This is a genomic window from Streptomyces sp. NPDC050504, from assembly GCF_044458065.1.
In the GTDB taxonomy this organism is placed as follows: domain Bacteria; phylum Actinomycetota; class Actinomycetes; order Streptomycetales; family Streptomycetaceae; genus Streptomyces.
Genome location: NZ_JBITHO010000001.1, coordinates 1180781 through 1207434 on the forward strand (window position 1 = coordinate 1180781; position 26654 = coordinate 1207434).

Genomic DNA, 26654 nt, shown 5'->3' on the forward strand with positions numbered 1-26654 from the left:
CCGCACGTACCGTACGAGAGGAACCACCCCGTGTCCGCAACCGACCGGTCGACCCTGCGCAGAGGCATGGGCGTCCTCTCCGTCGCCGTACGTGAGGAACCCTGGATCTTCTGCGCGGCGCTCCTCGCCAGCGGCCTGTACGGCGTGGCCCCGGTCGCCACGTCCTGGACGCTGGGCCGCATCACCGAGGACGTGGTCCTGCCCGCCTTCGACGAGGGCAGGACCACCGCGGCCGCGCTGACCGGCGCGGGCCTCGCGATCTTCGGCGTGGCGATGCTGCGGGTGGTCGGAGTGATCGGCCGCCGGGTCGGGGCGGGCATCATGCAGTTCCGGCTCCAGGCCACCTACCGCCGCAAGATCGCCCACCGCTACCTGCGGCTGCCGCTCTCCTGGCACCAGCGCCACCCCGCGGGCCAACTGCTCTCCAACGTCAACGCCGACGTGGAGGCCGCCTGGGCGCCGATCGTGCCGCTGCCCACGGCCATCGGGGTCGTCGTCATGCTGGCCGCGACCATCGTGTCGATGCTCGCCGTCGATCCCGTACTGGCCGGGGTGAGCCTGCTCGTCTTTCCCGCGATCGGCCTGCTCAACGTCTTCTACCAGCGCAGACTCACCCCGCTCGCGGCACACGCGCAGGGCCTGCGCGCCGAGGCCAGCGACATCGCGCACGAGAGCTTCGACGGGGCGCTGGTCGTCAAGACCCTCGGCCTCGAAGAGCACGAGACGGCCCGGATGGCGGACGCCGCCGCCCGGCTGCGCGACGCGAACGTGGCGGTCGGCCGCACCAGGGGGCGCTTCGACCCGATGCTCGACGCGCTGCCCAACCTGGGCATCCTCACCGTGCTCGCGGTCGGCACCGCCCGGCTGTCGCAGGGCGCCGTCACCGTCGGCGAACTCGTCCAGGTCTCCTACCTGTTCACGATGATCGCCTTCCCCGTACGGGCCTTCGGCTGGGTCCTGGCCGAACTGCCGCGCAGCACCGTCGGCTGGTCCAGGGTGCGGCACGTCCTGGATGCAGAGGGGGACCTGCCCAACGGCGAGCTGCGGCTCTCCGACGCGGGGCCGATCGGCCTCGACACCCGGGGCGTCAGCTACGCCTACGACGGCGGCACCGTCCTGCACGACGTCACCCTCACGGTGGGCCCCGGGCGCACCGTCGCGATCGTGGGTCCCACCGGGTCGGGCAAGTCCACGCTGGCGGCCCTCATGGTGCGGCTCGTCGACCCCGTGCGGGGCGACGTGCTGATGGACGGGGTCGACGCCCGCGAGATGCGCTCGGGCGAAGTGCCGTCCGCCGTGGCGTTCGTCCCGCAGGAGACGCTGCTCTTCGACGACACCGTGCGCGGCAACGTGCTCCTCGGCCTCGACCTGCCCGACGACCGGGTCTGGGAGGCCCTGGAGGCGGTGTGGGTCGCCGACGTGGTGCGTGCGCTGCCGCGGGGCCTGGACACCAGGGTCGGCGAGCGCGGCGCCACCCTCTCCGGCGGCCAGCGCCAACGCGTCGCGCTGGCGAGGGCGTTGGTGCGCCGCCCGCGGCTGCTGGTCCTGGACGACGCCACCTCCAGCATCGACCCGTACGTGGAGAGCCGGATCCTGAACGGGCTGCGCGGCGCGCGGGTGCCCTCCACGCTCGTGGTCGTCGCCTACCGGCAGGCCACCATCGCACTCGCCGACCACGTGGTGTACGTGGAGCGCGGACGCGTCGTCGACAGCGGCACGCACGACGAACTGCGCGCCCGGTGCACCGGCTACCGCACCCTGGTCACCGCGTACGAACGCGAAGAACTGGAAGAGCGAGAAGCGCCCGAGCACGACACGCACGACGCGGAAGGGAAGACGGCGTGAGCAGCCGCATCACCGGAGAGCAGCGGAGCGCCACGGCGACGTTCCGCCGGGCGCTCGAAGTCTCGCCCGGCCTGCGCGAGGGGCTGCTCGTCGTGGCGCTCCTGGCCCTGCTCGCCGCGGCGGGCCGCGTGGTCGTGCCCATCGCCGTACAGCTCGTCCTCGACGAGGGACTGACGGCCGGGGAAGGGCCGCGCACCGGGTTCGTGCTGACCACGGTGGGCGTCTGCGCCGTCGCGGTGCTGGGCACCGCCTGGGTCACGTACCTCATGAACCACCGCCTCTACCGCAGCACGGAGGCGGGGCTCGCGACGCTGCGGGTCAAGGCGTTCCGCAGGGTGCACGACCTGTCGGCCTCCGCGCTCGGCGCCGAGCGGCGCGGGGACCTGGTGGCGCGGGTCACCGCCGACGTCGACCAGTTCAGCACGTTCCTCCAGTTCGGCGGCATGTTCATGGTGAGCTTGTGCCAACTGGGCGTCGGCAGCGTGGTGATGTTCGTCTACTCCTGGCAACTGGCCCTGATGGTGTGGGCGGTGTTCGTGCCGCTCGTCCTGGTGCTGCCGTCCCTGCAGCGCAGGCTGTCCACGGCGTACGGCCGCGTGCGCACCCGGGGCGGCGACATGCTCGCCGCGACGGGCGAGGCCGTGGTGGGCGCCGCCGTCATCCACGCCTACGACGCGGGCGACCTCATCGGACGGCGCATCGACACGGCGGTGGAGGAACACCGGCGGGCCCAGAGCCGCGCGCAGCGGCTGGTCGCGGTCACGCTCTCCAGCGGCGAGGTGGCCGCCGCGCTCGCGATCGGCGGCGTGGTCAGCCTGGGCGTACTGCTGGGCGTCGGCGGGCAGTTGACGGCCGGCGAGCTGGTCGCGTTCCTGTTCCTGGTCACGCTGTTCATCGGGCCCGCCCAGATGAGCACCGAAGTGCTGAACGAACTCCAGAACGCCCTCGCGGGGTGGCGCCGCGCGCTCGCGGTGGTGGACACCCCGATCGACGTGCCCGACCCGGGAGAGGCGGGCACCGCGCTGGAGCGCGGCCCGGTCGAGGTGCGGTTCGACGACGTCGGGTACGCCTACCCGGGCGGCCCCCAGGTGCTGCACGAGGTGTCGGTGCACATCGCGCCGCGCACCCGCGTCGCCGTGGTCGGCGAGACCGGCTCCGGCAAGTCGACGTTCGCGAAGCTGCTGATCAGGCTGGCCGACCCGACGTCGGGCCGGGTGGAGCTCGGCGGGGTGCCGCTGACCGACGTGCCGTTCTCCTCGCTGCGCGAGCGGGTGGTGATGGTGCCGCAGGACGGGTTCCTGTTCGACACCACGATCGGCGCGAACATCGCGTACGGCCGCCCCGGCACGAGCGACGAGGAGGTGCTGGGCGCCCTGCGCGAGCTCGGCCTCGACGGCTGGCTCGCCGGGCTGCCCAACGGCCTGGACACCCCCGTCGGCCAGCGCGGCGAGGCACTGTCGGCAGGCGAGCGGCAACTGGTCGCACTGGCCCGCGCCTACCTCGCCGACCCCGACCTGCTGGTGCTCGACGAGGCCACGTCCGCCGTCGACCCGGCCACCGAGCAGCGCCTCCAGCGGGCACTGGAGAACGCCATGCGCGGCCGCACCGCGGTCTCGGTGGCCCACCGCCTCTCGACGGCCGAGGCGGCCGACCACGTGCTGGTCTTCGAACAGGGCCGCATCGTCCAACAGGGCAGCCACAGCGAACTGATCGCACGACCGGGCAGGTACGCGAAGCTGTACGCGGCGTGGATGTCGGCGACGGGGTCGGCGGCGGGGCCGGCGGCGGAGTGAACGGCCCCGCACGTCTTCGGAGCCTCCGGCCCGGAGGGCTTCGCCGCCATGGGCGTCGTCGAGGCACTGGTCCACGCGTACGACATCACCCGGGGCCTGGACTGCGCGCAGGAGCCCCCGGAGGACCTGAGCGAGCGGGCCCTGGCGCGCCTGTTCCCCGACGTGCCCGTCGTCGGCGCCCCGTGGTCGACCCTGCTGTGGGCCACCGGGCGCACGGAGACCCCCGACCGCCCCCGGCGTATCGACTGGCGCTGGCACGGCGCGCCGCACGGTCGCGGCTGAACCGGGCGGGCCGCTTCCCGGCGTCCAGGATCAGGTCACCCCGCGCATCAGCCGGCGCAGCCGCTTGCGGGCCAGCGCCACCGCCGCCGCGCAGAGCAGCGCCGCACCCGCCAGTGCGGTGAAGTAGGTCGCCGGGGACCAGACGGTGGTGAGCCGCACCACCTGCGCGCTCAGCGCGCTGCCCATCGCGACCGACAGGAACCACAGGCTCATGATCTGGTTGGCGAACCGGGTGGGAGCCAGCCGGGTGGTGACGCTCAACCCGGTGGGGCTCAGACACATCTCGGCCATGATCTGTACGAGGAACGCCACGATCAGCCAGAGCGGAGTGACCCGCCCGCCGCCGTCGGCCGCCAGCGCCGCACCCGCCATGATCAGCGTCGCCACCCCGAGCCCGAACAGGCCGAGCGAGAACTTCGCCGCCGTACTGGGCTGACGGCTGCCCAGCCGCAGCCACAGCGCGGCGAACGCGGTCGCCAGCACGATGCTGTAGAGCGGGCCGAGCGACTGGAACCAACTGGTGGGGAACTCCCAGCCGAACAGGTCGCGGTCCACGTGGTCGCGGGCGAACAGGCTGATCAGCGAGCCGCCCTGCTCGGCGATCATCCAGAACACCGAGGCCGCGAGGAAGATCCAGACGTAGGCGCCCAGCCTGCTGCGGTCCACCGGGTCCAGACCGGCCGTACGGAACATCAGCACGAAGTAGACCAGCGGCACCGCGATGGTCAGCCACGTCACGGACTGGATCGCCGCGTCCGTGGTGGACTGCCCCCACAGCACGGCGAGTGCGAACACCACGGCCAGGAACACCAGCGCGCAGGCCGACGCCAGGAACATCCGCCGCAGGTCGGCCGGGGGAGCGGCCCGCACCGGGGCGCGGACGTGCTCGGGCAGCCGGTCGCGGCCGCGCACGCAGACCGCCAGGCCGACGAGCATGCCGAGGGCCGCGGCACCGAACCCGGCGTGCCAGTCGACGCGTTCGCCGAGCCAGCCGGTGATCAGCGGGGCGGCGAAGGCCCCGATGCTGATGCCCATGTAGAACAGCGAGAACCCGGCGTCCCGCCGCGCCGAGCCCTCCCCGTCGGTTCGCTCGGTGGTGGTGGCGGTTGCGGTGCCGGTTGCGGTGCCTGTGCCTGTGTCGGTTTCGGAGTCGTACAGGCGGCCCACCATCGTGGAGATGCCGGGCTTCAGCAGGCCCGTGCCCACGGCCACCAGCAGCAGGCCGGTGTAGGTGAAGGCGACGCCCGCGGGGACCGCGAGCACCGTGTGGCCCGCCGTGATGGTCACGCCGCCCCACAGCACCGCGCGGTGCGATCCCCACAGCCGGTCGGCCAGCCAACCACCGGGCAGCGCGAGGAGGTTGACCAGCGCCCCGTACACCCCGAACACGGCCGCCGCGACGTGCGGGGCCAGCCCGAGGCCGCCGGATTCGGTCGGCGCGGCGAGGAAGAGCACGAGGATCGCCCGCATGCCGTAGAAGCTGAACCGCTCCCACATCTCGACGCCCCAGAGCGTCAGCAGTCCGCGCGGGTGGCGGGCGCCGACGGCGCGGGCCGGCACTGTTCGCTGGGTGTCCACCGGGTGTCCCTCCCTCGCCCGAGGCGCGCGCGGGGTCAGGCGTCCAGTGAGCCGGACACGGAGGCGGTGGCCAGCTCCTCGTCGGCGATCAGCACCGGGATGCCGTCGACGATCCGGTAGCCGCGCCCGCACTCGGCGCCCCGGCAGGTCAACCCGGCTCCGTCGGCGTCGAGTTGGAGCGGCTGCTTGCAGACGGGGCAGGCGAGGACGGACAGCAGGCGGTTTTCGACGGTCATGGTGTCTCCCGATTCGAGTGGTGAGGGGTGTCGTACTGGGACGGTGAGCGGTGTTTCGCAGGGGTGATCAGGCCCGGAACGTGGCCGGGACGTCATGGGGGAGCGGCCCCGCGGGCACGGGCGCGCCGCGCCCCGAGCGCAGCAGGGCCCGCACCGGGGCAGCGGCCTTGAGGAGCATCTCCCGGTACTCGTCCGCCGGGTCGGAGTCGAGGACGATCGCGCCGCCCGCCCCGACCGTCCACCGGCCGCCGGTGCGGACGGCGGTGCGGATGACGATGTTGAGGTCGGCGCCACCGGCGAGCCCGAGGTAGCCGATCGAGCCGGAGTACAGGCCGCGCGGCGCGCCCTCCAGCCGGTCGATGATCTCCATCGTGCGCAGTTTGGGCGCACCGGTCATGGACCCGCCGGGGAAGCAGGCGCGCACGCAGTCGACGGGGTCGGTGCCCGGCCGCAGGGTGCCCCGGACGGTGGACACCAACTGGTGCACCGTCGCATAGCTCTCCACCCGCATCAGATGGGGCACGTGCACGCTGCCGATCTCGCAGACCCGGCCCAGGTCGTTGCGGAGCAGGTCGACGATCATCAGGTTCTCGGCCCTGGTCTTGGGGTCGCGGGCCAGTGCCTCCTTGAGGCGGGCGTCCTCGGCCGGATCCGCGCCGCGCGGGGCGGTGCCCTTGATGGGCTTGCTCTCCACCGTGCCGTCCGGCGCGATCCGCAGGAAGCGCTCGGGCGACGAACAGACGGCCTCGGTGCCGCCGAACCGCAGGAACGCCGCGTACGGCGCCGGGTTGAGCCGCCGCAGCAGGCCGTGCACCGCGAGCGCGTCCGCGTCGACGGGCACGTGGACGGTGTTGGTCAGGCAGATCTCGTAGCTCTCGCCCGCGTGCAGCTCGTCGTGGCAGCGCCGGACGTCCGCGAGGTACTGCGCGCCGTCCCGGTCCAGCCAGGACTCGGCAGGGCCCTCTCCCGCGACGGTACGGACGTCCGCGCGGGTGCCGGGTGAGGGCAGCGCGGCGACGCGGGCGCCGGTCTCGCGCAGCCACGCCTCGGCGCGCTCGCTGTCGCACCCGGCGTCGTTGCCGTTGCCGTTGCCGTTCCGGGACAGGCAGAGCAGATGGGTCTCGCCGCGCTCGTGGTCCACCGCGACGAGCCGGTCCGCGAAGATCCACGCCGCGTCGTCGCCCGTGCTGGGACGGCTCAGCGGGGAGCCGCAGTCGGCCCGCAGCTCGTAGCCGAACCAGCCGACGTATCCGCAGGTGAAGTCGAAGGGCAGCGCGGGCGCCGCGATCCGCCGTCGGGACAGCTGCGCGCGCAGGTAGTCGAAGACCGTGCCCGGCACGGTGGTCGCGCGGCCGTCGGCGGCCGTCACCTCGACGCCCCCCGACCCCGCGCGGTAGCGCACGGTCTCCGCGAGCGGCCCGCCCGCGTCCCCGAGGAACGAGAACCGCGCGAGCCCCGGCTCGACCCGGGAGCTGTCCAGCCAGAACGCGTGCCGGGAGCGGGCGAACAGGGAGCGGAAGAGCGCGTCGGTGTCCGGCTCCGCGCGCAGGGTGCGCACGTGCAGCCGGTAACCGTCGGACGTGGCGGCCCCCGGGGCGCCCACGGAGACCGCCGAGGGCCCGACCGCGGCGGTCGGCCCTGCGGGCACGGCCCGTGCGCGCGGGCGGCGGTGCGCGCGGGCCAGGCGCGCGAAGTTGGCGACGAGTTCGGCGCCGTACTCCGTGGCCACCGACTCGGGGTGGAACTGCACGCTCCACTGCGGCAGCGACCGGTGGCGCAGCCCCATCACGACGCCGTCCTCCGCCCAGGCCGTCGCCTCCAGCGCGGCGGGCAGCGGCTCAGGTACGGCCAGCGAGTGGTAGCGGACGCCGGTGAAGTGCTGCGGGATGCGCGCGAACAGGTCCTTGCCGAGGTGCCGGATCGTGCTGAGGTGGCCGTGCCGGGGCGCGGGCGCGCGCTCCACGCGGGCCCCGGTGGCCAGGGCGATGCCCTGGTGGCCCAGGCACACGCCGAGGGTGGGCAGCCCGGAGCCGGACAGCAGGTCGGAGGCGAGCCCGAAGTCCCGGGCGCGGCCGGGGTGTCCGGGGCCGGGCGAGATCACCAGCGCGTCGAAGTCGTCCGGGTCGAGCAGGCGCAGGGCCGCGTCGTCGTTGCGCACCACCAGGGGCTCGGTGCCGATCGTGCGGGCGATGAGCTGGAACAGGTTGTGGCTGTAGGAGTCGTGGTTGTCGACGAGCAGGGTCCGCATGGGGGCTCCAGGGCAGTGCGGGGTGCGGGCCGGGAGACGGCAGGGGAACGGTTCAGGGCTGAAGGAGCGGCCGTGCGCGCGGATCAGTGGCCCATCGCGAGCCCCCCGTCCACCGGGACCACCGCGCCCGTGACGTAGCCCGAGGCCTCGGACGCGAGGAAGGCGATCACGGCGGCGACCTCTTCGGGACGCCCGGCCCGGCCCAGCGGGGCGGCGGCCAGGACCGCTTCCCTGCGGCGCGGCGCCAGGTCCGAGGTGAGGGCGGTGTCGACGAAGCCGGGCAGCACGACGTTGCAGGTCACCCCGTGCGGCCCCAGCTCGCGCGCCGCGCTGCGGGCGAGTCCGGACAGGCCGGCCTTGGCCGCCGCGTACGAGACCTGTCCCGCCGTGCCGAGCACCGCGGCGACCGAGGACACGAGGACCAGCCGGCCCCAGGAACGCTCGGCCATCGCGGGCGCCGCGCGGCGCACGATCCGCCAGGACCCGGTGAGGTTGGCGTCCACCACCTGCCGGAACGACGTCTCGTCGGTCCGCTGGAGCAGCCCGTCCCGGCGGACGCCCACACAGGCCACGACGATCTGTACGGGCCCCTGCCGGGCCTCGGCACCGGCGAACGCGGCGTCCACCTGGGCGCCGTCGGTCACGTCGCAGCGCACGGCGGTGAAACCGCCGGGCCCCGGCCCGTCGTCGGTGACGCCCCGGGCGGCGACGGCCACCCGGTGCCCCTGCTCCGCGAGCGCCCGCGCGGTGGCCAGCCCGATGCCCCGGCTGCCGCCGAACACCAGCGCGGAGCGGCCGCCGGGCCCGTTGCCTCCGGTCACGGCAGCGGCACCGCCTTCTCCAGCGGGCGCATGAAGTTCAGCGCGACGGGGTCGAGTTCGGGGTGCAGCGCGGCGGCGCGGGCGAGCACCTGGCCGGGGCCCGTGTCCAGCACGACGGTGAGGCCCGCGGCGACGACCGTGCGCAGGGCGTCGTTCCACCGCACCGGCACGGCGAGCTGCTCCAGCAGGTCCGTGCGCAGCGCCCCGGTGTCCCGGGTGGCCAGACCGGTGCTGTTGAGCAGGACGGGGACGGTCGGCGACGCCAGCGCGACGGCGGCCAGGTCGGGCCGCAACTCCCGCTGCACGGGGTCCATCAGCGGGGAGTGCGAGGCGACGCCCGCCGTCAACTCCCGTACGCGGACGTCCGGTTCCTCCCCGGCCCGCGCGCTCACCCAGCGCACGGCGGCCGCGTCGCCCGACACCACCGTCTGCTCCGGTCCGTTGAAACAGGCCGCCACCACCACGCCGTGCTCCGGCGGGCAGTCCGCGCACCAGCCGACCACCCGCTTCGGCTGCACGCCGCCGACGGAGGCCATCAGGGCGGGCCGCAGCCGGGTCTGCTCGCTCATCAGCCGGGCGCGCCGGGCGACCAGCCGCAGCGCGTCGTCGAAGTCCACGGCACCCGCCTCGACGAGGGCGGCGAAGTGCCCCAGGCTGTGCCCGCCGACCAGTGCCGGAGGCGTCCAGCGCGCCCCCAGGTGCTCGCGCAGCGCGGCCGCCGCCGCGAGGCCGGTGGCCACGATCGCCGGGTGCGACACCTCGGCCGTGGCCAGCTCGGCGGGGGTGCCCTCCTGGCACAGCCGCACCAGATCGAGCCCGGTCACCTTCTCGGCCCGCTCCAGGACGTCGGCCGCCGATTCGAAGGAACGGCACAACCGTCGGGCCATAGAGGGGAGTTGAGCGCCCGCCCCGGGGAACAGCAGTGCGTACCCGCCGGACGCGACGGCCTCGTACACGGTCGTGGTCATGCGCCTTCCTCCTGGCCGGGGCCCGCCGCCGCGTGCTGCCACAGGCGGGCCATGTGCACCTTTCCCGTGCCGGTGCGCGGCAGGGCGTCGTGCAGGTGGAACCGGGTGGGGACCTTGTACGAGGAGAGGGTGCGCGCCAGGTGGCGGCGCACCGCGACCTCGGTCACCCCGGGGTCGACCGCGACGAACGCCACGAAGCGGTCGCCGTGCCCCGCGCTTCCCTCGGGCGGCGCCGCCACCCGGCAGTCGCGCACCCCGGGCGCGGCCTTCAGCGCCCGTTCCACCTCGTCCGGGTCGACCTTGCGCCCGGCGACCGAGATGCGCCGCGTCGTGCGGCCCTCGACGACGACCAGGCCGGGCGCGGGGATCCGTCCGGCGTCCCCGGTGCGGAACCAGCCGTCGACGTGACTGGCCCCGCCCAGCTCGGGCAGACCCCAGTACGCGACGGGTTCCGTGCCGTCCTGGCGCAGGTACAGCTCTCCCGTGGTGCCGGGGCCGGGCGCGGCGATCCAGGAGCCGTCGGGGCCGCGCAGCCGCGCCTCGACGCCCGGCACCAGCCGCAGCGGGCCGCCCGGGGCGTCGGCCGCGTACCCGATCTGGCCGAACTCGGTGGAGCCGTACTGGTCGCGCAGCGGTGTGCCGACCGCGGTGAGCCAGGCGTCGGCCAGTTCGGCGGGGAGCGGTTCGCCCGCGCTGACGCAGACCCGCAGGGCCGAGGGGGCGAGCGGTTCGCCGCAGTCGAGCAGGGCCCGGTAGAGGAACGGCACGCTCTGCACGACGGTGGCGCGGCTCTCGCGCACGGCGCGGGCCAGCGTCGTCGGGGCGGCCGGGTGCGGCGCGAACACCAGCGTGGCGCCGGTCAGCAGGGCGGGGAGCACCGCCACCCCGAACGCGTAGGCGTGGTGCAGCGGTGTGGTGCACAGGATCCGGTCCTCGCCCCGGTACCCGGCGAGCGCGGCGAAGCGCTCCGCGTTCGCCAGGGTCGCGCCCCAGTGCTTGCGCGCCACTTTGGGCAGCCCGCCGGTGCCCGAGGTGACCAGGCCGAGGTACGGCGCCTGCGCCGCGTCCCCGGGGAGAGGCGGGTCGTTCCCGGCCGGGTCCTCCCGGTGGTCGGCGGCCGACGGCACGTGCCAGCCGGGCACCCCGGCGAGCGAGGCCACCTGCTCGCGCTCGTGGCCGGTGGCCCGCCCGTCGTACAGCACGAGCTCCGCGCCCTCGGCGACCGAGGCGAGCAGCGCGACGAGCGTGTCGGGGTGGTTGCGGGCCAGGACGCCGGCCCGCGCGCCCGCGCCGTGTCCCGCGCCGCGCAGCCGGGGCCGGGCCCGGCGCACCCGGGCCGCCAGCTCGCCCCAGGTGACGACCCAGCCCTGGTGCTCCAGCGCGGCACGGTCGGGGGTGGCGTCGGCGCGCGCCGCGAGCAGGCCCGCGAGGGTGGCGGTCATGCGGCGCCCCCCGGGTGCAGCACGAGGCGCGAGCCGCCGCCCTGGAGTTCGAGGGGGACGGACGGGCGCAGGGCGTGCCAGTCGGCCAGTACGGCGAACGTCTCGCTGGTGTCGGTGCGCTTCGGGTCGGGGGCGTGCGAGGGCTCGTGGACGGCGGGGTGGGTGCCGCCCGGCTGCCAGTCGGTGACGCTGCCCCAGCCGTCGGCGCCGTCCAGCACCACGGCCGCGGTGCGCAGCGGTACGGGACCGCTCTCCCGGGGGTCGGCGGGCGGCGTCCAGTGCGCGGTGGTGACCAGGACCCGGCGCAGCCTGCCCGACGCGATCATAGAGGCGGCGTAACCCAGCGCGTCCACGCCGCCGGACGGGCCCGTCAGCGTGACGGCGGTGCCGTCGAGGCCGAGTTCGATGCAGAGCAGACCGGTCAGCGAGTGGGGCGAGTAGTGCAGGAAGCACTCGGGCGCCAGCCAGCGGGGTCCCGGTCCGTCGAGGACTTCGGCGATGTACGCGGCGGTCGCCGACGTGGCCCGGTGCGCGGCGGTGACGCAGCCGAGCGCCCGCGCGTCGTCGGCGCCGATGCCCGCGCCGTCCAGCGCCTGCCGGGCGGTGGCGAGGAGTTCGGGGCCCAGCACGTCGCGCACGGCGAGCGGCATCCGGGGCAGCTGCGCGGTGTCCTCGGGGACGCGGGGGAACGCGCGCTCGGTGCGGCGTACGGCCGCCGCGGTGATCCGGGCCGTGCCCGCGGTGTCAGTCACGGCTGAACACCACCGCCACGTTGGAGCCGCCCAGGCCGCAGGAGATGGTCAGCGCGGTGTGCGGCGGCCGGTCGGGCCGTTTGTCGCCTAGGTTGAGGTGGTCCCAGCGCGGGTCGCGCTCGGCGAGCCCGAGCGTCGGCAGCACCTCACCGCGCAGCAGGGTCAGTACGGTCACGATCGCCTCCACGGTGCCCGCGGCGCCCTGGCAGTGGCCGAGCGCCGCCTTGCTGCTGACGACGGGGATGCGGGGCAGGTGGTCGCCCAGCACCTCCTCCAGGGCGCGCAGTTCGGCCACGTCGCCGTGGCGGGTCCCGGCGGCGTGCGCGTTCACGTAGCCCAGCTCCGTCGGCCCGGCCCCGGCGTCCGCGAGCGCCCTGCGCACCGCCTTGGCGACGCCCTCGAAGTCGGGGCGGGCCGCCTGGGTCGCCTCGTTGCTGCTGCCCCAGCCGCGCAGCAGGGCCAGGGGCGCGTCGGCCGCGCGCTCCAGCACCACGGCGGCGGCGCACTCCGAGATCCGGATCCCGGCGCGGCGGGTGGTGAAGGGACGGCAGCCGCCGGGGCTGAGCGTGCGCAGCGACGCCAGCCCCTGGAACGCGGTCTCGGTCACGGTGTCGACGCCGCACACCACGACGCGGTCCGCGACCCCGCCGCGCAGCAGGTCCGCGCCGACCCCGAGCGCGGCGGCGCCGGCGGCGCTCGCGTTGCCCACCTGCACCACGGGCCCGTCCCAGGCGGGCGGGGCGTACGGCGTCCATCCGGCGCCCGCGTCCCGCGAACGCCCGTCGCGCCAGGCGCGCCACGCTTCGGCGGACGGGCAGCCGCCGCTGTCCGTGCTGCCCAGCACCAGCGCCGTGCGCACCCCGCGGCCCGCGCCGCCGGTGCGGGCCGCGGCGTCGGCCAGCGCCTCGCCGGTGGCCCGGTGCACCAGGTAGGGGAGGCGGCCGGGGTCGCCGGGCGGCGGTGCGCCGGGACCCGTCGCGGCGTCGGGGACGAATCCGGCGACGCGTGCTCCGGTGCGGGACACGTCGAAGTGCTCGACGGTACGGAAGTCGACGTCGCCGCTCTCGCACGCCCGCCACAGGGCGTCGGTGCCCGCGCCGCCGGGGGAGAGGACGCCGAGCCCGGTCACGGCGACGGCGCCGCCGCTCACCGGGCCTCCCCGGGCAGTCGGCCGTGCGCGGACAGGTGGCGCACGAGGGCGCCGACCGAGTCCGCGATGTCCCACAGCTCGCCGTCGGCGATCCGCTCGACGTCGCAGTCCCGCTCCAGGTCGGCGAGGACGGTCACGATGTCCAGCGAGTCGATGCCGAGGTCGTAGAAGGCCTCGTCGCGGCCGATGCTCCGGGAGAGCTCCGTGCCGATCCGCTCGGCGAGCCGTGTCCGCACCAGGGTCTCCAGCGCGCCGTCGGCCGGATCGGCCGGTGCGTTCGGTGTGGCCGGTGCGTTCGGCGCGGCCGGTGTGGCCGGTGTGTTGTCGGGGTGCCGCATCCGTCTCCCTCTTCGTGTGCTTGCCGTCAGCCGGTCGGTGCGTCGGGCGGTGCGTCGGTCGGGCGGTCCGTCAGCCGGGGGTCCTGCCGATGTGCGGTCGGCTGCGCGGACGGGTGTGCACGCGGGCGCCGCGGCGGACCGTGACGGCCGCCGCGTAGCCCGGGGCACGGGCGGGCACGGACCGCACCGACCAGCCCGCGGGCTCTTCGGGGGCCGCGACGCGCACCCGGCCCCTGGCGTCGACCGTGGCGCGGACGCCGGCCAGCGCGTGGCCGAGGCCGGTGCCGGTGGCCTTGGCGTAGGACTCGGCGCCCGTCCAGACCCGCAGGAGCGCGGCACGCCGGGCGGGGGCGGGCAGTGCGGCGAGCCGCTCCCGGTGGACGGGACCGAGCAGCCGGGGCGCCAACGCCTCGATGTCCTCGGCCCGTTCGGCGGTCTCCACGTCGACGCCGAGCGCCCCGGCCCGGTGGCCCACGGCGACCGCGACCAGGATCCCGGAGTGGGCGACGGAGAGCGTCCACTCGGGGACGTGTGCCGCGTCCTGCCCGGCGGCGCTGTCCCGCTCGGGGGCGTCGTCCGCCAGCCGTACGGGACCGTGGCCCGCCGCCCCGCACCCGGGGCAGTGCGCCACCAGCGGCACCCGCGCGGGCGGCAGCCCCAGCCGCGCCGACAGCACCGTGCGCAGCAGGCCGCGGGCGACGGTGAACCGGGCGGCGGCGGGGGCGGGCAGCCGGGCGGCCCTGCCGCGCTCGACGGCGTCCAGCAGCCCGGCGCAACCCCGGGCCTCGGCCGACGTCACCAGGGCCTGGTGCACCTCCACCCGGGGCTCCCGGGCCCGGCCCGTCTCCGCCGGGCGCCCCTCTGCGGCCGTCACGGCAGCGCGCTCTCGTCGAGCCGGTCCAGGATCTCCCGCACGGTCTCCTCGGCCTTCTGCCCCGAGGTGTCCAGCCACAGGCCGAGCCGCGCGGTGTCGCGGCGGAAGACCCGGTCCAGCTCCCGCGCCCCCCAGCCGTCCCCCTCGTACGCCCGGTCGGCCCGGCCCGCGTCGCGGCTCAGCACCGCGTCGCTGTCCGGGGCGAGCGCGACGACGTGGCGCGGCCCGGCGTCCCCGAGCAGGCCGACGAACCGCTCCAGGTGCTCGCCCAGCAGGTTGTCCTCGGCGACCACGGTGAAGCCCTCGGCGGCGTACGAGCGGGCCAGCTGCGCCAGGTGGCGCAGCCGCAGCCCGTACTGGTGCAGGGCCTGCGGCGAGGGGTCCGGCGTCATCTCGGCGCGGCCGGTGACCACCATGCGCCGCAGCACGTCGCCCTCGATCAGCACGGCGGGCTCGAAGCGGCGCGCCAGCAGCGCGCCCACCGTCGACTTGCCGCTGCCGGGGATGCCGGTGACGACGAACGTGCGGGGCGGGGCCGGGGGGCGGACGCTCATGAAGCGGTGCCCGCGGCGGCCGGTCGCGGGGCGGCCCTGCGGACGCCGTGGTGGACCTGCCAGTCGAGCGGGGGCTCGCGCAGCGCCATGAACTCCACCAGCAGCCGGTTGCCGATCGGCTCGACCTTCTGGAAGGCGCGCTTGACGGCCTTGGTGCCGGTCGGGCCGAGCGCGTCCGGCAGGTACTGCTTGATCTGCTCGAACAGCAGCCACTGGCGGCCCTTGCGGTTCTTGGTGACCCGGTCCACGTAGGCGGGTTTGATGCCGTACTTGGTGGCGAAGTGCTTCAGCGTCTCGGCCGTCCAGGCGTCGCTCCAGCGCAGCATGAAGTACGGCAGGTCGGTGAGCGCGAAGGGCGGCGGCATCCGGTAGGTGATGACCGAGGAGGGCTCGAACCACACCGTGCCGCCCGCGTCCAGCACGCGCTGGCTGAAGTCCAGGTGCTCGCGGGTGGTCAGCAGCCCCTCGTCCATGCCGCCGACCCGGTCGAACACCGAGCGGCGCACCAGGGCGCAGTGGAACTCGATGATGTCGCACCGCTGGCGGCGCAGTTCGTCGGCCGGCACCTCGGAGACGTGCTTCATGAAGTAGCGCTGGGTCTGGGTGAACTCGCGGGTGCCCCAGGTGCCGGAGAACTCCATGTCGCCGCCCGCCATGTGGACGGTCTGCTCCTCCAGCGGGCCGTGCAGGTAGAGCGGGCCGACCATGGCGGCCTTCTCCTCGTCGGCGCAGGCGAGCAGCGGCTCCAGCCAGCCGGGCGTGTAGTCCACGTCGTTGTCGAGGAAGACGACGTACTCGCCCTCGGCGTAGCGCAGCCCGATGTTGCGGGCGCAGTTGGGGGAGACGTACTTGTTGACGCGCACGGCGGTGAAGCCGTGGACGTCGCTCAGCCGTTGCAGCCGCTCCCAGCGGTCGCGCGGGGAGTTGACGTCGACGTACACGACCTGGCAGGGGACATCGGTGTGGGCGTAGAAGCTCGCGATGGACTCCTCGGCGTACGAGAAGCGCTCGCGGCTGGTGATGATCGCGGTGACGCGGGGTGAGCTGTCCATGTCCTCTCCCGTTCGGGTGCGGGACGGCGGCGGCGCGGTGCCGGCGCGGTCCGGTGGTGTCGGCGTCAGGCGGGCCGTGCGGTGACCAGGGCGTAGTGGCCGTAGACGGGCAGCGCGGCGCAGTCGGTGAAGCCCGCTGCCGTGAGCAGGGCGGTGAGTTCGGGCAGGGTGCGCAGTCGGCCGCCGGTCATCACCGCGAGGGCCAGCGAGTAGCCGGTGACGGTGGGGGAGAGGCGGGCCGCGTCGTCGGGCAGCACCTGGTGGACCAGCAGCCGGCCGTCGGCGGCCAGGGCGGCGCGGGCGCGCTCCAGCAGGGTGCGGCAGCGCTCGTCGTCCCAGTCGCTGAGGACGTCCGCGAACAGCACCCGGTCCTGGCCGTGGGGCCAGGGGTCGGTGAACATGTCGCCGGTGCGCAGCGCGACCCGGTCGGCGAGGTCCGCGTCGGCCAGCAGCCGGTGCGCCTCCCGCTCGACCACCGGCAGGTCCAGCACGGTGGCCTTGAGGTGGGGGTTGCGGCGGGCCAGGGCCATCGCGAAGGTGCCGACGCCGCCCGCGACCTCCAGCAGCGCGGCGCAGCCGGCCAGGTCCAGCTGGGCCGCCAGGGCGGCGGCTGGCGCGGCGGAGTGGGCGTGCATGGCCCGGGTGAACTGCTCGCCGTGCCGCCGGGAGCGGCCGTGGGTCTCCCAGATGCCCTTGCCCCGGTAGCCGTGCGGGGTGCCGGTGGTGACCACCTGCTGCACCGCGGTGCAGCGCTCGTCCCAGCCGAGGCCCAGCATCGGCCCCCAGTAGCGGGCGCTGCCCGGCAGCAGGAAGGCGCGCGCGGACGGCGTCGGGCGGTACCGGCCGCCGTGCACGGCGAGGTACCCCTGGGCGGCCAGGAACTCCAGCAGGACCGAGGTGCCGTGCCGGTCGAGGCCGTGCGCCCCGGCCAGCGCCCCGACGTCGGACGGCGCCGCGGCCAGCGCGGCGAAGAGCCCGAGGCGGTCGGCGACGGCGACCGCCGGCAGCCGGTACTGGGACATGAACGTGTCCATCAGCAGCCGGTCGTCGGGGGCCGCCGCGTCCGCCGGGGTCCCCGGGGGCGACGGCGCGGGGGGCGCGGGCGCGCGGGACGTGGTCACCTTGCCCCCGCGGCGGCCTCGGATATCCGGGCGGCCAGTACGTCGAGCAGTTCACCGACCTCGCTGTAGCGCAGCGGGTCGATGTCCTCGTTCTCGAAGGTCAGGTCGTGCTTCTGCTCGAAATAAGTAAAGACGTAGGCGAGCGTGATGGAATCGAGCCCTAGGCGGTCCATCGGGTCTTTTTCGGTGAGTGCGGAAGCGATTTCCTCAGGCGTTTCGCACTGCTCGACCAGAACCGTACGAACCTCGTCGAAAATAGCGGTCCGATCTACTGTTGCACTGCTGTTTTCGCTGTTCAGGGTCACAATGACTCCTCTGCTCGCAGCATGGATAGCGCAAAATCCAGGCCATACACTAAGTCGATCATCTACCGCTGTCAAACCTCTGTCGAATAAAAGTGGAACCCCGTTCTGGACGTGCTTTTCCGTCCCTGCGGCCGCATTCTTTTCGCAGAGTGGGACGGGGATTTTCCGATGTTTAGCCGAAAGTCAGCTCGGGCAGTGGCCCGCCCTCTCCGAAGCACCACTGGGACTCGCCGCGCAGCCGCCGCACGAGCCGCAGGCCGTCCCCCGTGACCCGCGGCGGCTCCACCCCGGCGTACCGGCACATCGCCGCCAGCAGCTCGGCGCACGCGTCCGCCAGCACCGCGATCTCCTCGTGGGTCATCGCGTAGACGCCCTCCGAGCGGAACCGGTGCAGCCCGAGCAGCAGCAGCCCGACCTTCTGCGCCCGCGCGGCGGCCGCCAGCGACGCCCGGGACACCTCCCGCGCACGCGGGTCGTCCGCCCCGGCCAGGGCGTGGCCCAGCAGGAACAGCTGCGGCTGTACGTCCCCGAGCACCCACACGTCCATGCCCTTGGCCAGCAGCAGCGGCAGCCGTGCCCCCGACCACACGTCGGCGTGGAAGGCGCGCAGCTCGGCGACGTCCTCGGCCAGCGGCAGCAGCGAGGCCCGCACCAGCTCGTCCGCCAGCTCGTCCACCGACTCGTCCGCCAGCTCGTCCGCCGACTCCTCCGTCGGCGCGTCGAGCCGGTCCGCCGGGGGTGCGTCGATCCGCTCCAGGACCGCGTAGCGGGTGCAGGAGGCGCGCAGCGCGTCGTCGACCGGCAGCACCCTGCGGTGCCCCGCCTCGGCCGGGGCGTCGGTGTCCAGCAGGTGCAGCCCGTCCGCGTCGAGGTGGTGGGCCAGCACCATGTGGTGGTGGTAGTGCTCCTTGCCCTCGTGGTCGTCGCCCGGCCAGTGGTGCCCGTCGGGCATCAGCACCACGGGAGTGCCCGAGGCGACGAGCTCGGCGACGCGCGGCCACTGGCGGTGGCCCCCGCCGATGTCGGCGAGGTACCAGCGGACGGTGCAAGCGGGGAACTCGCTCATCGGCCCGTACCACTCGCCGCGCCGCACCAGGTCGAGCGGCGCGGCGAGCCCGCGCGCCACGTCGACCGCCCCGTACCCCTGCTGGATCAGCACCGCCTCCACGGAGCGCAGGAAGCAGCCGAGGCCGTCGAGGCCGATGTTCTTCCAGCCCAGTGCGGTGGCCGGGTCGAAGGCGTAGGGCCTGTTGCCCTCGGCGGTCGCGTGGCTCACGTCGTCCTCCTGGTGTTCCGCAGCGCGGTGGCCATGATCGTCAGGGTGGGGTTGTGCGCCCCCGAGGTGGGGAAGAGGCCGCCGTCGGCGACGAAGACGTTGTCCAGGGCGTGCATCCGGCCCACCCCGTCGGTGACGCCCGCCCGCGGGTCGTCGCTCATCCGCATCCCGCCGAGCGTGTGGAAGTTCCCCGGCACCGCGCCGGGTTCGCCGGGGAAGGCCCGCGACCTGGTCTCCGGCACCGCGGCGACCTCGTCGGCGCCCGCCGCCCGCAACAGCGCGGCCAGGCGCGGCAGGTAGAAGCGCTGCGCCGTGGTCTCGTGGCGGTGCGGCGCCCAGGCGATCCGGGGAACGGGCACCCCGAGCCAGTCCCTGACCCCCGGGTCCAGATCGATCCGGTTGTCCCGCTGGGAGACGTCCTCGCCGTGCATCTGCACGCCCAGCAGACGGTCCCGCAAGGGGCTTTCGCGCATCAGCCGCTGGAACGCCGGGCCGTACGGCGCGCCCGCGAGCTTCGGCAGCAGCCGCCGGTAGATCCGGCCCTCCGTCACGGGCCCCGGCTGCCCGCCGCCCAGCTCCACCACGCCGCCGCGCAGGTACGGCAGCCCCGCGGCACGGGCCGCCTCCCGCGCGCCCGGGTGCTCCGGGTCGGCGAAGTCGTCGATCGCGTGCGTGATGTTCCGCCCGCGCGCGCTGCGCACCCGCTCGCCCAGGAAGAGGCCGTACGCGACGGAGTACCAGTGGAACATCAGGTGCCGCCCCAACAGCCCCGAAGGATCAGGGAGTTCGGACAGCAGGGCCAGTCGGCAGCTCTCCACCGCCGAGCCCGCGAGCACCACCCGGTCGGCCGGCAGCTCGGTGCGGCGCCCTTCGGTGTCCGCGTACACCACGCCGCTCGCCCGCCGCCCCGCGTGGCGCACCGCCACGGCCGTGGCCAGCGGCAGCACCCGCGCCCCGGCGAGCACCGCCCGGCGCAGCGCGGACAGGGCGCTGCCGCGCGACTGGTTCGGGCAGCCGTAACCGCAGCACGCCCCGCAGTCCGTACAGGCCGGACGGGAGTCGTACGGGCGGGAGTTGGCGGCCATCGGCATCGGGTACGGGGCCAGCCCGAGTTCCCGCGCGGCCCGCGCCACCCGCAGCGAGGACTCCTGGTCGGGGCCGGGCGGCATCGGGAAGTCCGTCTCGCGCGGCGCGCGGCGCAGCGTCGCCGCGGGCAGCGCGGCCCGGTCGCCCTGCACACCGAGCAGCGCCTCGGTCTCGGTGTAGTACGGGGCCAACTCCGCGTAGTCGAAGGGCCAGTCCACCACGGAGGCGTCCGGCAGCGGCCCCAGCGTCGAGCGCTTGGCGAAGTCCACGTCCCACAGCCGGGGCGTCTTGGCGTCCCAGTGCACCGATCCCCCGCCGACCGCGGCGGGCAGCGCGTTGACGAAACCGGTGTGCGGCGGCCCGGGGAAGCCCCGGTCGTGGAACACCCGGGGCTCGGCCAGCGGATCGGGGTACTCGAAGCCGCGCACCGGGCCCTTGATCTCGTCCGTGGAGAACGCGTGGCGCGGCGCGGCCTGCCGCAGGTCGTCGAAGTGGTTGGGGCCGCGTTCCAGGACGGTGACCTCCCAGCCGGCCTCGGCCAGCACCATCGCGGCCACCGAGCCGCCGGGGCCGCTGCCCACCACCACCGCGCGCTCAGCCATCGTGGCCCCCCGGCGAGGCGACCGCGCGGGCCGCCTCCAGGAAGTGCCGGGCCAGGGCCGCGACGGGATCGGCGCCTTCGCCCGTGTACGGCCGCAAGGGGCCGTCGCCGCTCTCCCGGGCGCCGGGCGCCCCCGGCCGGTCCCCCGGCATGCCCAGGACCGTGCGGCCCACCGCGGTCGGCCGGCCCCGGTAGACCGGGTCGCCGTACGTCCCCTCGATCGCGTGGTCGAAGAGCAGGTCGCGGAAGGCCGTGGCCTCGGCGTCGCACAGCGCCCGGTGGCGGACCCCGGTCGCGGCGCGGGCGAAGTCGCCGTCCGCGAGCCGGTCCAGGGTCGGGACGCCCGAACGGTACGCCAGTTGGAGGTCCTCGACGCGGCGGCGCCAGCCCACCCGCTGGGCGGGCGAGAGCGGCAGGAAGGACCCGTCGGCCCGCCCCGACGCGTACACCAGGGGCGGCTCGACCGCGAACGCGCCCAGCAGCCGGTCGACGTACCGCACGACGTCCGCCTCGCGGGCCCCGGGAGCACTCTCGCCCGGCGCGTCCGCGGGCCCGGGGACGAGCAGCGCCGTCGCCTCGCGCACCACGTCCGCCTCGTGCGGAGTCAGGAAGAACCAGTCCAACTCTTCACGCGGGCAAGGGAATTGATCATAATTGCGGTGTTCGTTCATGTTTGTCCTTCGGTCAAGGAGACCCGCATGAGCCAGTCCGGAGCCGTCACCGCAGGAAACACGGGGGAGGCGTTCGCCCTCACCAGGCAGCTGCTCGCCACGAAGACCCCCCGCTTCACCGGGGAGCACGGAGTGGAGGTGCACAGCCTGGTCTCCTCCGACCACGTGCCCCTCTACCTCTTCGCCGCCAAGTCGCTGGCCCGCCACTGGCCCGAGGTCACGCCGGTGGTCCACGACGACGGCACGCTCACCGCGCGCGACACCGACCGGCTGCGCCGCCAGGTGCCCGACGTGCGGATCATCGGCCGCGCCGAGGCGGACCGGCGCGTGGCCCAGAAGCTCGCCGGCCACCCCACGCTCGCCGCCGTCCGGCAGGGCAACGTCCGCATCCTCCAGCTCGTCGACTACTTCCTGCTGAGCGAGGCGCCGCTGGTGGTCAGCATGGACAGCGACGTGGTGTTCCTCTCGCGCCCGCGGGCCCTGGTCGACTGGGCGGCCGCCGCCCGGGGCGAGCGCCCCGCCTTCCTGTACTCGCCGGAGTTCGGCTGGGAGCCCCAGGGCGTGCACTGGATAGCGGACCACCTGCCCGGCACCCCGTACGTGCCGTACATGTGCTGCGGGTTCGCCGCCGTCGACACCGCCGCGTTCTTCGACGCGGACTTCCTGGAGGAGACCCTGAAGGCGCTGCCCCGGGAGATCGCCTTCGCCCCGCGCTACGTCACGCAGATGTCGTACTCGCTGCTCGGCGGCCGCCTCGGCGACGGGGGCGCACGGGACCTCGGCGAGCCCTACAGGTCCGGTCGCCTGGAGTGGCTGCCGGCCATCGACGACCGGGTGATCTGCCACTACTTCGCCTCCCACGAACGTTCCACCACCTTCGACAACCTGACGGAGGAGGGCCCGCTGCTCGCCCGCGCGATCGGCGGGGGCCCGGCGGCCTGACCCGGCGCCCGACGACGGGGCCCCGGCCGACGCACCGGCCGGGGCCCCGGGTCCGTCCCGCGGATCAGATCGGCACCGTGCGGCCGCCCGAGGCCGCCGACGCGTAGGCCGCCTCGACGATCCGCGCCGTGTCCTCGATCTCCCCGGCGGGCCCGTCCCACAGGTCCGGGGAGGCCAGCACCCGCCGGAAGTCCTCGTACATCGGCGCGAACCACTCCAGATGCGTCTGGTCCTTGCTCGGCGAGACCAGGGAGCGGCGCCATTCGCCCGCGCGACCGCGGCCGGTGACCTCCCCGTCGTCGATGCTCAGTGCCCCGTCGGAGCCCGAGACGGCGTAGTGGTTGGAGCGTTCGCCGCTCGTCCAGCTCAGCTCGATGTCGCACGTGCCGTCGCCGAAGTCCAGGCGCAGCCGGGCCGCCTCGTCCACCGCCCCCGGATCCCCGCCGGGCCGCTCCACGGTGCACGACAGCTTCGCGGGCGCCCGGCCGAAGAGCCGCAGCGCCATGTAGACGCAGTGCGTCCCGTGGTCCAACAGGATCCCGCCGCCCGCCAGTTCGGCCGAGCGCCGCCAGTCGGGCGCGAAGCCCGGCACCCCGCGGGCGTGCCGGTCGCGCAGGATGCGGAAGGTCGCGGACTCCAACCGGCCTATGCCGCCGCCCGGCCCGTCCGCACCGTTCCCGGTCGCACCGGTCGCACCGGTCGCACCGGTCTCGGCGGGCCCGCCGTCGATGGCGCCCCGCAACGTCCGCATCAGCGGCGACGTCCCGTAGTTGTGCGAGGGGAACAGCAACCGTCCCCGCTCCCGGGCCAGCGCGATCAGTTCCCGCGCCTGCGCACCGCGCACCGCCACCGGCTTCTCGCAGATGACGTGCCTGCCCGCGGTGAGCGCCGCACGGGTGAGCCGGTCGTGCAGGGCGGGCGGCGTACAGACGTCCACCACGTCCACCCGCGTGTCACCGCTCGCCGCCAGCTCCTCGTACGAGGCGAAGACCCGCCCGCCGGGCAGCAGCCGCGCCGCCTGCCCGCGCCGCTCCGGCGACGGGTCGACGACCGCCGTCACCTCGACGCCCGGCACCGCCCCGTAACCGCTCAGCCGCCCGCCGCCCGCCGTGCCGAACCCGACGACGGCCACCGACACCGTCGTCTCCCGGCCGATCGGCGCACGCGCACCAGGTGTAGCGCTCATGTCGGACCTCCCGCATCCGCGACCGGCGGGCAGGGGCCCCCGGCCTCGACCAGTTCGCCGTGCACGGCGCGCGACGCGGCGACGAGGTGGCCGTGCCGGGGCGTGAAGGCCCCGCCGCCCCAGCCGGTGACGACCCCGCCCGCCTCGCCGACCAGCAGCGCGCCCGGCACGGTGTCCCACACCCCGATGCCGAACTCCAGATAGCCGTCGTACGACCCCGAGGCGACCCGGCACAGCCCGGTGGACGCGCTGCCCGGCTCACGTATCTCGAAGCCGCCGCGCAGCAGGCGGTCGGCCACCGAGCACTGCCGCTCGCGCACCACGCCCTCCGTGCCGAAACCGGTCCCCGCGAGCGGGCGCCCCGGCGGCCGGTCCGCGAGGCGCAGCGGCACCTCGTCGCGGAAGGCACCCGCCCCGGCGACGGCCCGGAACACCGTGCCGTACTCGGGCAGCAGTACCAGCGACAGCTCCGTGCGGCCCGCCGCGACGAGGGCCAGCGCGACCGCGTAGTCGGGCAGCCCGCGCACGTAGTTGGTGGTCCCGTCGAGCGGATCGAGGATCCAGGCGGGCCGCCCGTCGTCCGGCCAGTGCGGGCTGGCCTCCTCCGACACCACCGCGAAGCCGGGCGTCTCGGCGCGCAGGACCGCCAGCGCGGCGCGCTCCGCTGCCGTGTCGGCGTCGCTGACCAGCGCGTCGCCCTCCTTGGTGCGCACCGCGAGCGGACCGCCCCGGCGGCGCAGCAGCTCGTCGCCCGCGGCGGTCGCGGCCCTGCGGGCCGTCGCGGTGAGGGCGACGGGGTCGAGCACGGCGGTCATCCCTCGCCCCTGGTGCGCAGCAGGGTCTCGCGGACGATGCCGACGGCGGTGTCCGCCTGCTCGCGGCCGATCGTCAGCGGCGGGTACAGCCGCAGGGTGTTGCCGCCGAGCATCACCAGGACGCCCGCCTCCAGCAGTTCGAGGTAGACGCGCTGCACCACGCTCTTGGGGGCGGGCTCGCGGGTGCGCTTGTCCGCCACCAGCTCGATGCCGAGCGCGAGCCCCGCTCCGCGCACGTCGCCGACCAGCGGGGCTGATTCGACCAGGTCGCTCAGCTGGGCCAGCATCTCCCGGCCCCGCTCGGCGGCGTTCTCGACGAGCTTGTCGTCGCCCATGATCTCCGTGGTGGTGGCCACCGCGCGGCACGCCATGGGGAACGCGCCGAAGCTGGAGGAGCTGGCGCTCGGGTCGGAGAAGGGCGCTGCCGCCATGGTCTCCTTGGCCGCGACGACACCGGTGACGGGGTAACCGCCGCCCATGCCCTTGCCGACGGTCAGCACGTCGGGGCGCACCTCTTCGTGCTGGTACGCGAACGGGGCGCCGGTGCGGCCGAAACCGGTCATCATCTCGTCCGAGACGAGCAGCGCGTCGAACTCCTTCGCCACCTCGCCCAGCGCGGTCAGGTATCCGGGCGGCGGCACCACGTTGCCCGACCTGCCCTGCACCGGCTCGACCACGATCGCGGCGAGCGCCCCGGTGGAGTTCTCCTTGATGACGTCGCGCGCGTGCTCCACGCAGGCGAAGCCGCAGTCGGGCGCGGTCAGTTTGAAGGGGCAGTGGTAGCAGTTGGCGTACGGGGCGGAGAAGTAGCCGGGCGGCAGCGGCCCCAGGCCCGAGCGGGCGCCCGCGGTCAGGGCCAGGCTCCCCATGGTCTTGCCGTGGAAGCCGCCCCAGAAGGACAGGAACTCGTGCTTGCCCGTGACCGACTTGGCCAGCCGCAGCGCGGCCTCCACCGACTCCGTGCCGCCGCTGTACAGCTGGATGGTGTCCAGTTCGGCGGGGAGGAAGTCGCGCAGCACCCGCACCATGTCGAGCCGCGCGGGCGTGGCGAAGGCGCCCGCGGTGGCCCGGGTCAGCTCCTCGGCCAGGGCGGCGACGAAGCGCGGCTCCGCGTGGCCGATGGAGTTGACGCCGCCCGCGCCCTGGAAGTCGATGACGCGGTTGCCGTCGACGTCGATCAGTTCGGCGCCGTCCGCCGCCACCACGCACAGCCGCGACAGCAGCATCACCGCCTGGAGGCCGGGCCCGATGACCTCCTGCTCCTCGGCCCAGTGGGCCTCGGTGCGGGTGCGCGGACGCAGCAGCCCCCAGCCGTGGTCGCCCGTCGGAAGGCCGCCGTCGGCGGCGGGCCCGGCGAGCCGTGTGTCGGACTCGGTCATATCGCCCCGTGCTCCTTCTGCCGTGCCTGCCCCTCGGTGAGCCACCCGTCCGCGGCCAGCGCCTTCAGGCCGCACCGCGCGGCGTGCAGCGCCGTGTCGATGTCGTCCTCGGTGGTGGCGGCCGAGATGAACCAGTGGTGGTTGGGGTGGAGGAAGACCCCCTCGGCGATCGTCGCCGCGTAGAAGCTCCGCTTGGCCTTCTGGTTGCGGTCCTCGTCGCCGAAGCCGAAGTCGAGGAACGGCATCGGCGGATGCCCCACCACCTCGATCGGCGCCCCGAACTCCGCGACGAGCGCGCCGAGTCCGTTCTGGAGCCGTTCGCCCAGCTGCCAGATCCGCTTCAGGTGGTCGCCCGAGCGCAGTTTGCGCACGGTGGCCAGCGCGGCGGCCATCGCGTCGGCGTTGGCGTAGTACGTGGACGAGATGTGCACCGTGTCCAGGGTGCGCAGCACGTCGGCCCGCCCGGTCAGCGCCGAGATCGCGTACCCGTTGGCGAACGCCTTGCTGAGCGTCACGAGGTCGGCGGTGACCCCGTAGTGCTCCTGGGCGCCGCCGAGCGCGAGCCGGAACCCGGAGCGGATCTCGTCGAACACCAGCAGCGTGCCGTGCTCGCGGGTCAACTCCCGTACGCCTTCGAGGAATCCGGGCGCAGGCCGCTCGACCATGAACGGCATCATGACCAGGCAGGCGATCTGGCCTGGATGGCGTTCGAAGACCGCGCGCAGCGAGTCGAGGTCGTTGTAGGTGAAGGTGTCCACCAGCGCGCGGCTGACCGCCGGGATGCCGTTGTCCCACTGGGCGCACCAGTCGTGCCAGCCGTTGTAGCCCCAGCGCACCACCCGGTCCCGACCGGTGAAGGCGCGCGACAGCCGCACCGCGGCGGCCGTGGCGTCGGAACCGGTCTTGAGCAGCATGCCCATCTCGGCGCCTGGCACGATCTCCAGGAGTTCCGCGATGAGCTCGGTCTGCACGGGCTTCATCAGGCCGGTCGCGAAGCCCCGCCGGATCTCCCGGACCACGGCCTCGTCCACGTCGGGGTCGGTGTGGCCGAGGATCACCGTCCCGTACGAGAGGAAGAAGTCGAGGTACTTGTTGCCGTCCACGTCCCAGAAGTGGGCGCCGTGGGCCCGGTCGGCGAAGACCGGGTAGTGGCCCTCGACCATCTGGTCGGAGGCGATCACGTTCTTGCGTTTGGCCGCCAGAGCGTCGATCCGCTCGGCCTTGCCGTCGAGTGCGAAGGAGCGGTGCAGACCCAAGGGTCTCCCTTTCGTCGAGACAACGGTGGGGGGTGTACGGCCCCGGCAGGCCCGGGAGGTGGGCGGAGCGGTCGCCTTGGACG

Annotated in this window: 25 protein-coding genes; 4 read left to right on the forward strand and 21 right to left on the reverse strand. The window is 74.7% G+C overall.

Going from position 1 to position 26654, the window contains the following annotated elements; all coding sequences use genetic code 11:
* Positions 1-30 precede the first annotated feature (30 nt).
* The 3 genes from ACIBNE_RS04855 to ACIBNE_RS04865 are packed head-to-tail and all read left to right on the forward strand — an operon-like array spanning position 31 to position 3920.
* The gene (locus ACIBNE_RS04855) at positions 31-1845 is read left to right on the forward strand and encodes an ABC transporter ATP-binding protein (RefSeq protein WP_399269538.1); all 1815 of its coding nucleotides are present in this window, start codon (positions 31-33) and stop codon (positions 1843-1845) included.
* The gene (locus tag ACIBNE_RS04860) at positions 1842-3638 is read left to right on the forward strand and encodes an ABC transporter ATP-binding protein (protein ID WP_399269540.1); all 1797 of its coding nucleotides are present in this window, start codon (positions 1842-1844) and stop codon (positions 3636-3638) included. The genes ACIBNE_RS04855 and ACIBNE_RS04860 overlap by 4 nt, the downstream gene beginning before the upstream one ends.
* A gap of 48 nt (positions 3639-3686) precedes the next feature.
* A complete protein-coding gene (locus ACIBNE_RS04865) occupies positions 3687-3920 on the forward strand; it encodes a hypothetical protein (protein WP_399269542.1) in 234 nt (77 codons plus the stop codon).
* Positions 3921-3950: 30 nt separating this feature from the next.
* On the opposite strand, the gene ACIBNE_RS04870 is transcribed toward ACIBNE_RS04865, so the two are convergent.
* The 17 genes from ACIBNE_RS04870 to ACIBNE_RS04950 all read right to left on the reverse strand — a co-directional run bounded on the left by ACIBNE_RS04870 (position 3951) and on the right by ACIBNE_RS04950 (position 20945).
* Positions 3951-5498 carry a peptide MFS transporter gene (locus tag ACIBNE_RS04870; RefSeq protein WP_399269544.1) on the reverse strand — a complete coding sequence of 516 codons (1548 nt, stop codon included), beginning with the start codon at positions 5496-5498 and terminating at the stop codon, positions 3951-3953.
* A 35-nt stretch (positions 5499-5533) separates the two neighbouring features.
* Positions 5534-5734 (reverse strand): Trm112 family protein, encoded by a 201-nt coding sequence (locus tag ACIBNE_RS04875; RefSeq protein ID WP_399269546.1) that lies wholly within the window; start codon positions 5732-5734, stop codon positions 5534-5536.
* Positions 5735-5801: 67 nt separating this feature from the next.
* Positions 5802-7982 carry an aminodeoxychorismate synthase component I gene (gene pabB, locus ACIBNE_RS04880; protein ID WP_399269548.1) on the reverse strand — a complete coding sequence of 727 codons (2181 nt, stop codon included), beginning with the start codon at positions 7980-7982 and terminating at the stop codon, positions 5802-5804.
* A gap of 83 nt (positions 7983-8065) precedes the next feature.
* The gene (locus ACIBNE_RS04885) at positions 8066-8803 is read right to left on the reverse strand and encodes an SDR family oxidoreductase (protein ID WP_399269550.1); all 738 of its coding nucleotides are present in this window, start codon (positions 8801-8803) and stop codon (positions 8066-8068) included.
* Positions 8800-9771: an ACP S-malonyltransferase gene (locus ACIBNE_RS04890; RefSeq protein WP_399269552.1), complete on the reverse strand. Its 972-nt coding sequence runs from the start codon at positions 9769-9771 to the stop codon at positions 8800-8802. The genes ACIBNE_RS04885 and ACIBNE_RS04890 overlap by 4 nt, the downstream gene beginning before the upstream one ends.
* The gene (locus ACIBNE_RS04895; RefSeq protein ID WP_399269554.1) at positions 9768-11213 is read right to left on the reverse strand and encodes a class I adenylate-forming enzyme family protein; all 1446 of its coding nucleotides are present in this window, start codon (positions 11211-11213) and stop codon (positions 9768-9770) included. Before ACIBNE_RS04895 ends, ACIBNE_RS04890 begins: the two co-directional genes overlap by 4 nt.
* On the reverse strand, positions 11210-11965 hold the full coding sequence (locus ACIBNE_RS04900) for a hypothetical protein (RefSeq protein WP_399269556.1): 756 nt from the start codon (positions 11963-11965) through the stop codon (positions 11210-11212). Before ACIBNE_RS04900 ends, ACIBNE_RS04895 begins: the two co-directional genes overlap by 4 nt.
* Positions 11958-13115, reverse strand: a complete 1158-nt coding sequence (locus tag ACIBNE_RS04905; RefSeq protein WP_399269558.1) for a beta-ketoacyl synthase N-terminal-like domain-containing protein — start codon at positions 13113-13115, stop codon at positions 11958-11960. The genes ACIBNE_RS04900 and ACIBNE_RS04905 overlap by 8 nt, the downstream gene beginning before the upstream one ends.
* A complete protein-coding gene (locus ACIBNE_RS04910) occupies positions 13112-13453 on the reverse strand; it encodes an acyl carrier protein (protein WP_399269560.1) in 342 nt (113 codons plus the stop codon). Before ACIBNE_RS04910 ends, ACIBNE_RS04905 begins: the two co-directional genes overlap by 4 nt.
* A gap of 70 nt (positions 13454-13523) precedes the next feature.
* Positions 13524-14327: a 4'-phosphopantetheinyl transferase family protein gene (locus tag ACIBNE_RS04915; protein ID WP_399269562.1), complete on the reverse strand. Its 804-nt coding sequence runs from the start codon at positions 14325-14327 to the stop codon at positions 13524-13526.
* Positions 14324-14881 carry an AAA family ATPase gene (locus ACIBNE_RS04920; protein ID WP_399269564.1) on the reverse strand — a complete coding sequence of 186 codons (558 nt, stop codon included), beginning with the start codon at positions 14879-14881 and terminating at the stop codon, positions 14324-14326. Before ACIBNE_RS04920 ends, ACIBNE_RS04915 begins: the two co-directional genes overlap by 4 nt.
* Positions 14878-15933: a glycosyltransferase family 2 protein gene (locus ACIBNE_RS04925; protein ID WP_399269566.1), complete on the reverse strand. Its 1056-nt coding sequence runs from the start codon at positions 15931-15933 to the stop codon at positions 14878-14880. Before ACIBNE_RS04925 ends, ACIBNE_RS04920 begins: the two co-directional genes overlap by 4 nt.
* Before the next feature lie 65 nt (positions 15934-15998).
* Positions 15999-17054 (reverse strand): methyltransferase, encoded by a 1056-nt coding sequence (locus tag ACIBNE_RS04930; protein WP_399269568.1) that lies wholly within the window; start codon positions 17052-17054, stop codon positions 15999-16001.
* Positions 17051-17359 (reverse strand): phosphopantetheine-binding protein, encoded by a 309-nt coding sequence (locus tag ACIBNE_RS04935; RefSeq protein WP_399269570.1) that lies wholly within the window; start codon positions 17357-17359, stop codon positions 17051-17053. The genes ACIBNE_RS04930 and ACIBNE_RS04935 overlap by 4 nt, the downstream gene beginning before the upstream one ends.
* A 172-nt stretch (positions 17360-17531) precedes the next feature.
* The gene (locus ACIBNE_RS04940) at positions 17532-18635 is read right to left on the reverse strand and encodes a hypothetical protein (protein ID WP_399269572.1); all 1104 of its coding nucleotides are present in this window, start codon (positions 18633-18635) and stop codon (positions 17532-17534) included.
* Positions 18632-20323: a GMC oxidoreductase gene (locus ACIBNE_RS04945; protein ID WP_399269574.1), complete on the reverse strand. Its 1692-nt coding sequence runs from the start codon at positions 20321-20323 to the stop codon at positions 18632-18634. Before ACIBNE_RS04945 ends, ACIBNE_RS04940 begins: the two co-directional genes overlap by 4 nt.
* A complete protein-coding gene (locus tag ACIBNE_RS04950) occupies positions 20316-20945 on the reverse strand; it encodes a hypothetical protein (protein WP_399269576.1) in 630 nt (209 codons plus the stop codon). The genes ACIBNE_RS04945 and ACIBNE_RS04950 overlap by 8 nt, the downstream gene beginning before the upstream one ends.
* Positions 20946-21020: 75 nt before the next feature.
* Between ACIBNE_RS04950 and ACIBNE_RS04955 the strand changes: the two genes are divergently transcribed.
* Entirely contained in the window at positions 21021-21935 is a 915-nt protein-coding gene (locus ACIBNE_RS04955; RefSeq protein ID WP_399269578.1) for a hypothetical protein, read from the forward strand.
* A 64-nt stretch (positions 21936-21999) separates the two neighbouring features.
* On the opposite strand, the gene ACIBNE_RS04960 is transcribed toward ACIBNE_RS04955, so the two are convergent.
* The 4 genes from ACIBNE_RS04960 to ACIBNE_RS04975 are packed head-to-tail and all read right to left on the reverse strand — an operon-like array spanning position 22000 to position 26571.
* Positions 22000-23121, reverse strand: coding sequence for a Gfo/Idh/MocA family protein (locus ACIBNE_RS04960; RefSeq protein WP_399269580.1), 1122 nt, complete (start codon positions 23119-23121; stop codon positions 22000-22002).
* Positions 23118-23936 (reverse strand): inositol monophosphatase family protein, encoded by an 819-nt coding sequence (locus tag ACIBNE_RS04965; RefSeq protein WP_399269582.1) that lies wholly within the window; start codon positions 23934-23936, stop codon positions 23118-23120. Before ACIBNE_RS04965 ends, ACIBNE_RS04960 begins: the two co-directional genes overlap by 4 nt.
* The gene (locus ACIBNE_RS04970) at positions 23933-25315 is read right to left on the reverse strand and encodes an aspartate aminotransferase family protein (RefSeq protein ID WP_399269584.1); all 1383 of its coding nucleotides are present in this window, start codon (positions 25313-25315) and stop codon (positions 23933-23935) included. The genes ACIBNE_RS04965 and ACIBNE_RS04970 overlap by 4 nt, the downstream gene beginning before the upstream one ends.
* Positions 25312-26571 (reverse strand): aspartate aminotransferase family protein, encoded by a 1260-nt coding sequence (locus tag ACIBNE_RS04975; RefSeq protein WP_399269586.1) that lies wholly within the window; start codon positions 26569-26571, stop codon positions 25312-25314. The genes ACIBNE_RS04970 and ACIBNE_RS04975 overlap by 4 nt, the downstream gene beginning before the upstream one ends.
* Positions 26572-26654: the final 83 nt, after the last annotated feature.

Coding starts and splice junctions, on each gene's coding strand:
- ACIBNE_RS04865 (WP_399269542.1), top strand. CDS start 3,687: ATGGGCGTCGTCGAGGCACTGGTCCACGCGTACGACATCACCCGGGGC.
- ACIBNE_RS04875 (WP_399269546.1), bottom strand. CDS start 5,734: ATGACCGTCGAAAACCGCCTGCTGTCCGTCCTCGCCTGCCCCGTCTGC.
- pabB (WP_399269548.1), bottom strand. CDS start 7,982: ATGCGGACCCTGCTCGTCGACAACCACGACTCCTACAGCCACAACCTG.
- ACIBNE_RS04890 (WP_399269552.1), bottom strand. CDS start 9,771: ATGACCACGACCGTGTACGAGGCCGTCGCGTCCGGCGGGTACGCACTG.
- ACIBNE_RS04895 (WP_399269554.1), bottom strand. CDS start 11,213: ATGACCGCCACCCTCGCGGGCCTGCTCGCGGCGCGCGCCGACGCCACC.
- ACIBNE_RS04910 (WP_399269560.1), bottom strand. CDS start 13,453: ATGCGGCACCCCGACAACACACCGGCCACACCGGCCGCGCCGAACGCA.
- ACIBNE_RS04920 (WP_399269564.1), bottom strand. CDS start 14,881: ATGAGCGTCCGCCCCCCGGCCCCGCCCCGCACGTTCGTCGTCACCGGC.
- ACIBNE_RS04925 (WP_399269566.1), bottom strand. CDS start 15,933: ATGGACAGCTCACCCCGCGTCACCGCGATCATCACCAGCCGCGAGCGC.
- ACIBNE_RS04945 (WP_399269574.1), bottom strand. CDS start 20,323: ATGGCTGAGCGCGCGGTGGTGGTGGGCAGCGGCCCCGGCGGCTCGGTG.
- ACIBNE_RS04955 (WP_399269578.1), top strand. CDS start 21,021: ATGAGCCAGTCCGGAGCCGTCACCGCAGGAAACACGGGGGAGGCGTTC.
- ACIBNE_RS04960 (WP_399269580.1), bottom strand. CDS start 23,121: ATGAGCGCTACACCTGGTGCGCGTGCGCCGATCGGCCGGGAGACGACG.
- ACIBNE_RS04965 (WP_399269582.1), bottom strand. CDS start 23,936: ATGACCGCCGTGCTCGACCCCGTCGCCCTCACCGCGACGGCCCGCAGG.
- ACIBNE_RS04970 (WP_399269584.1), bottom strand. CDS start 25,315: ATGACCGAGTCCGACACACGGCTCGCCGGGCCCGCCGCCGACGGCGGC.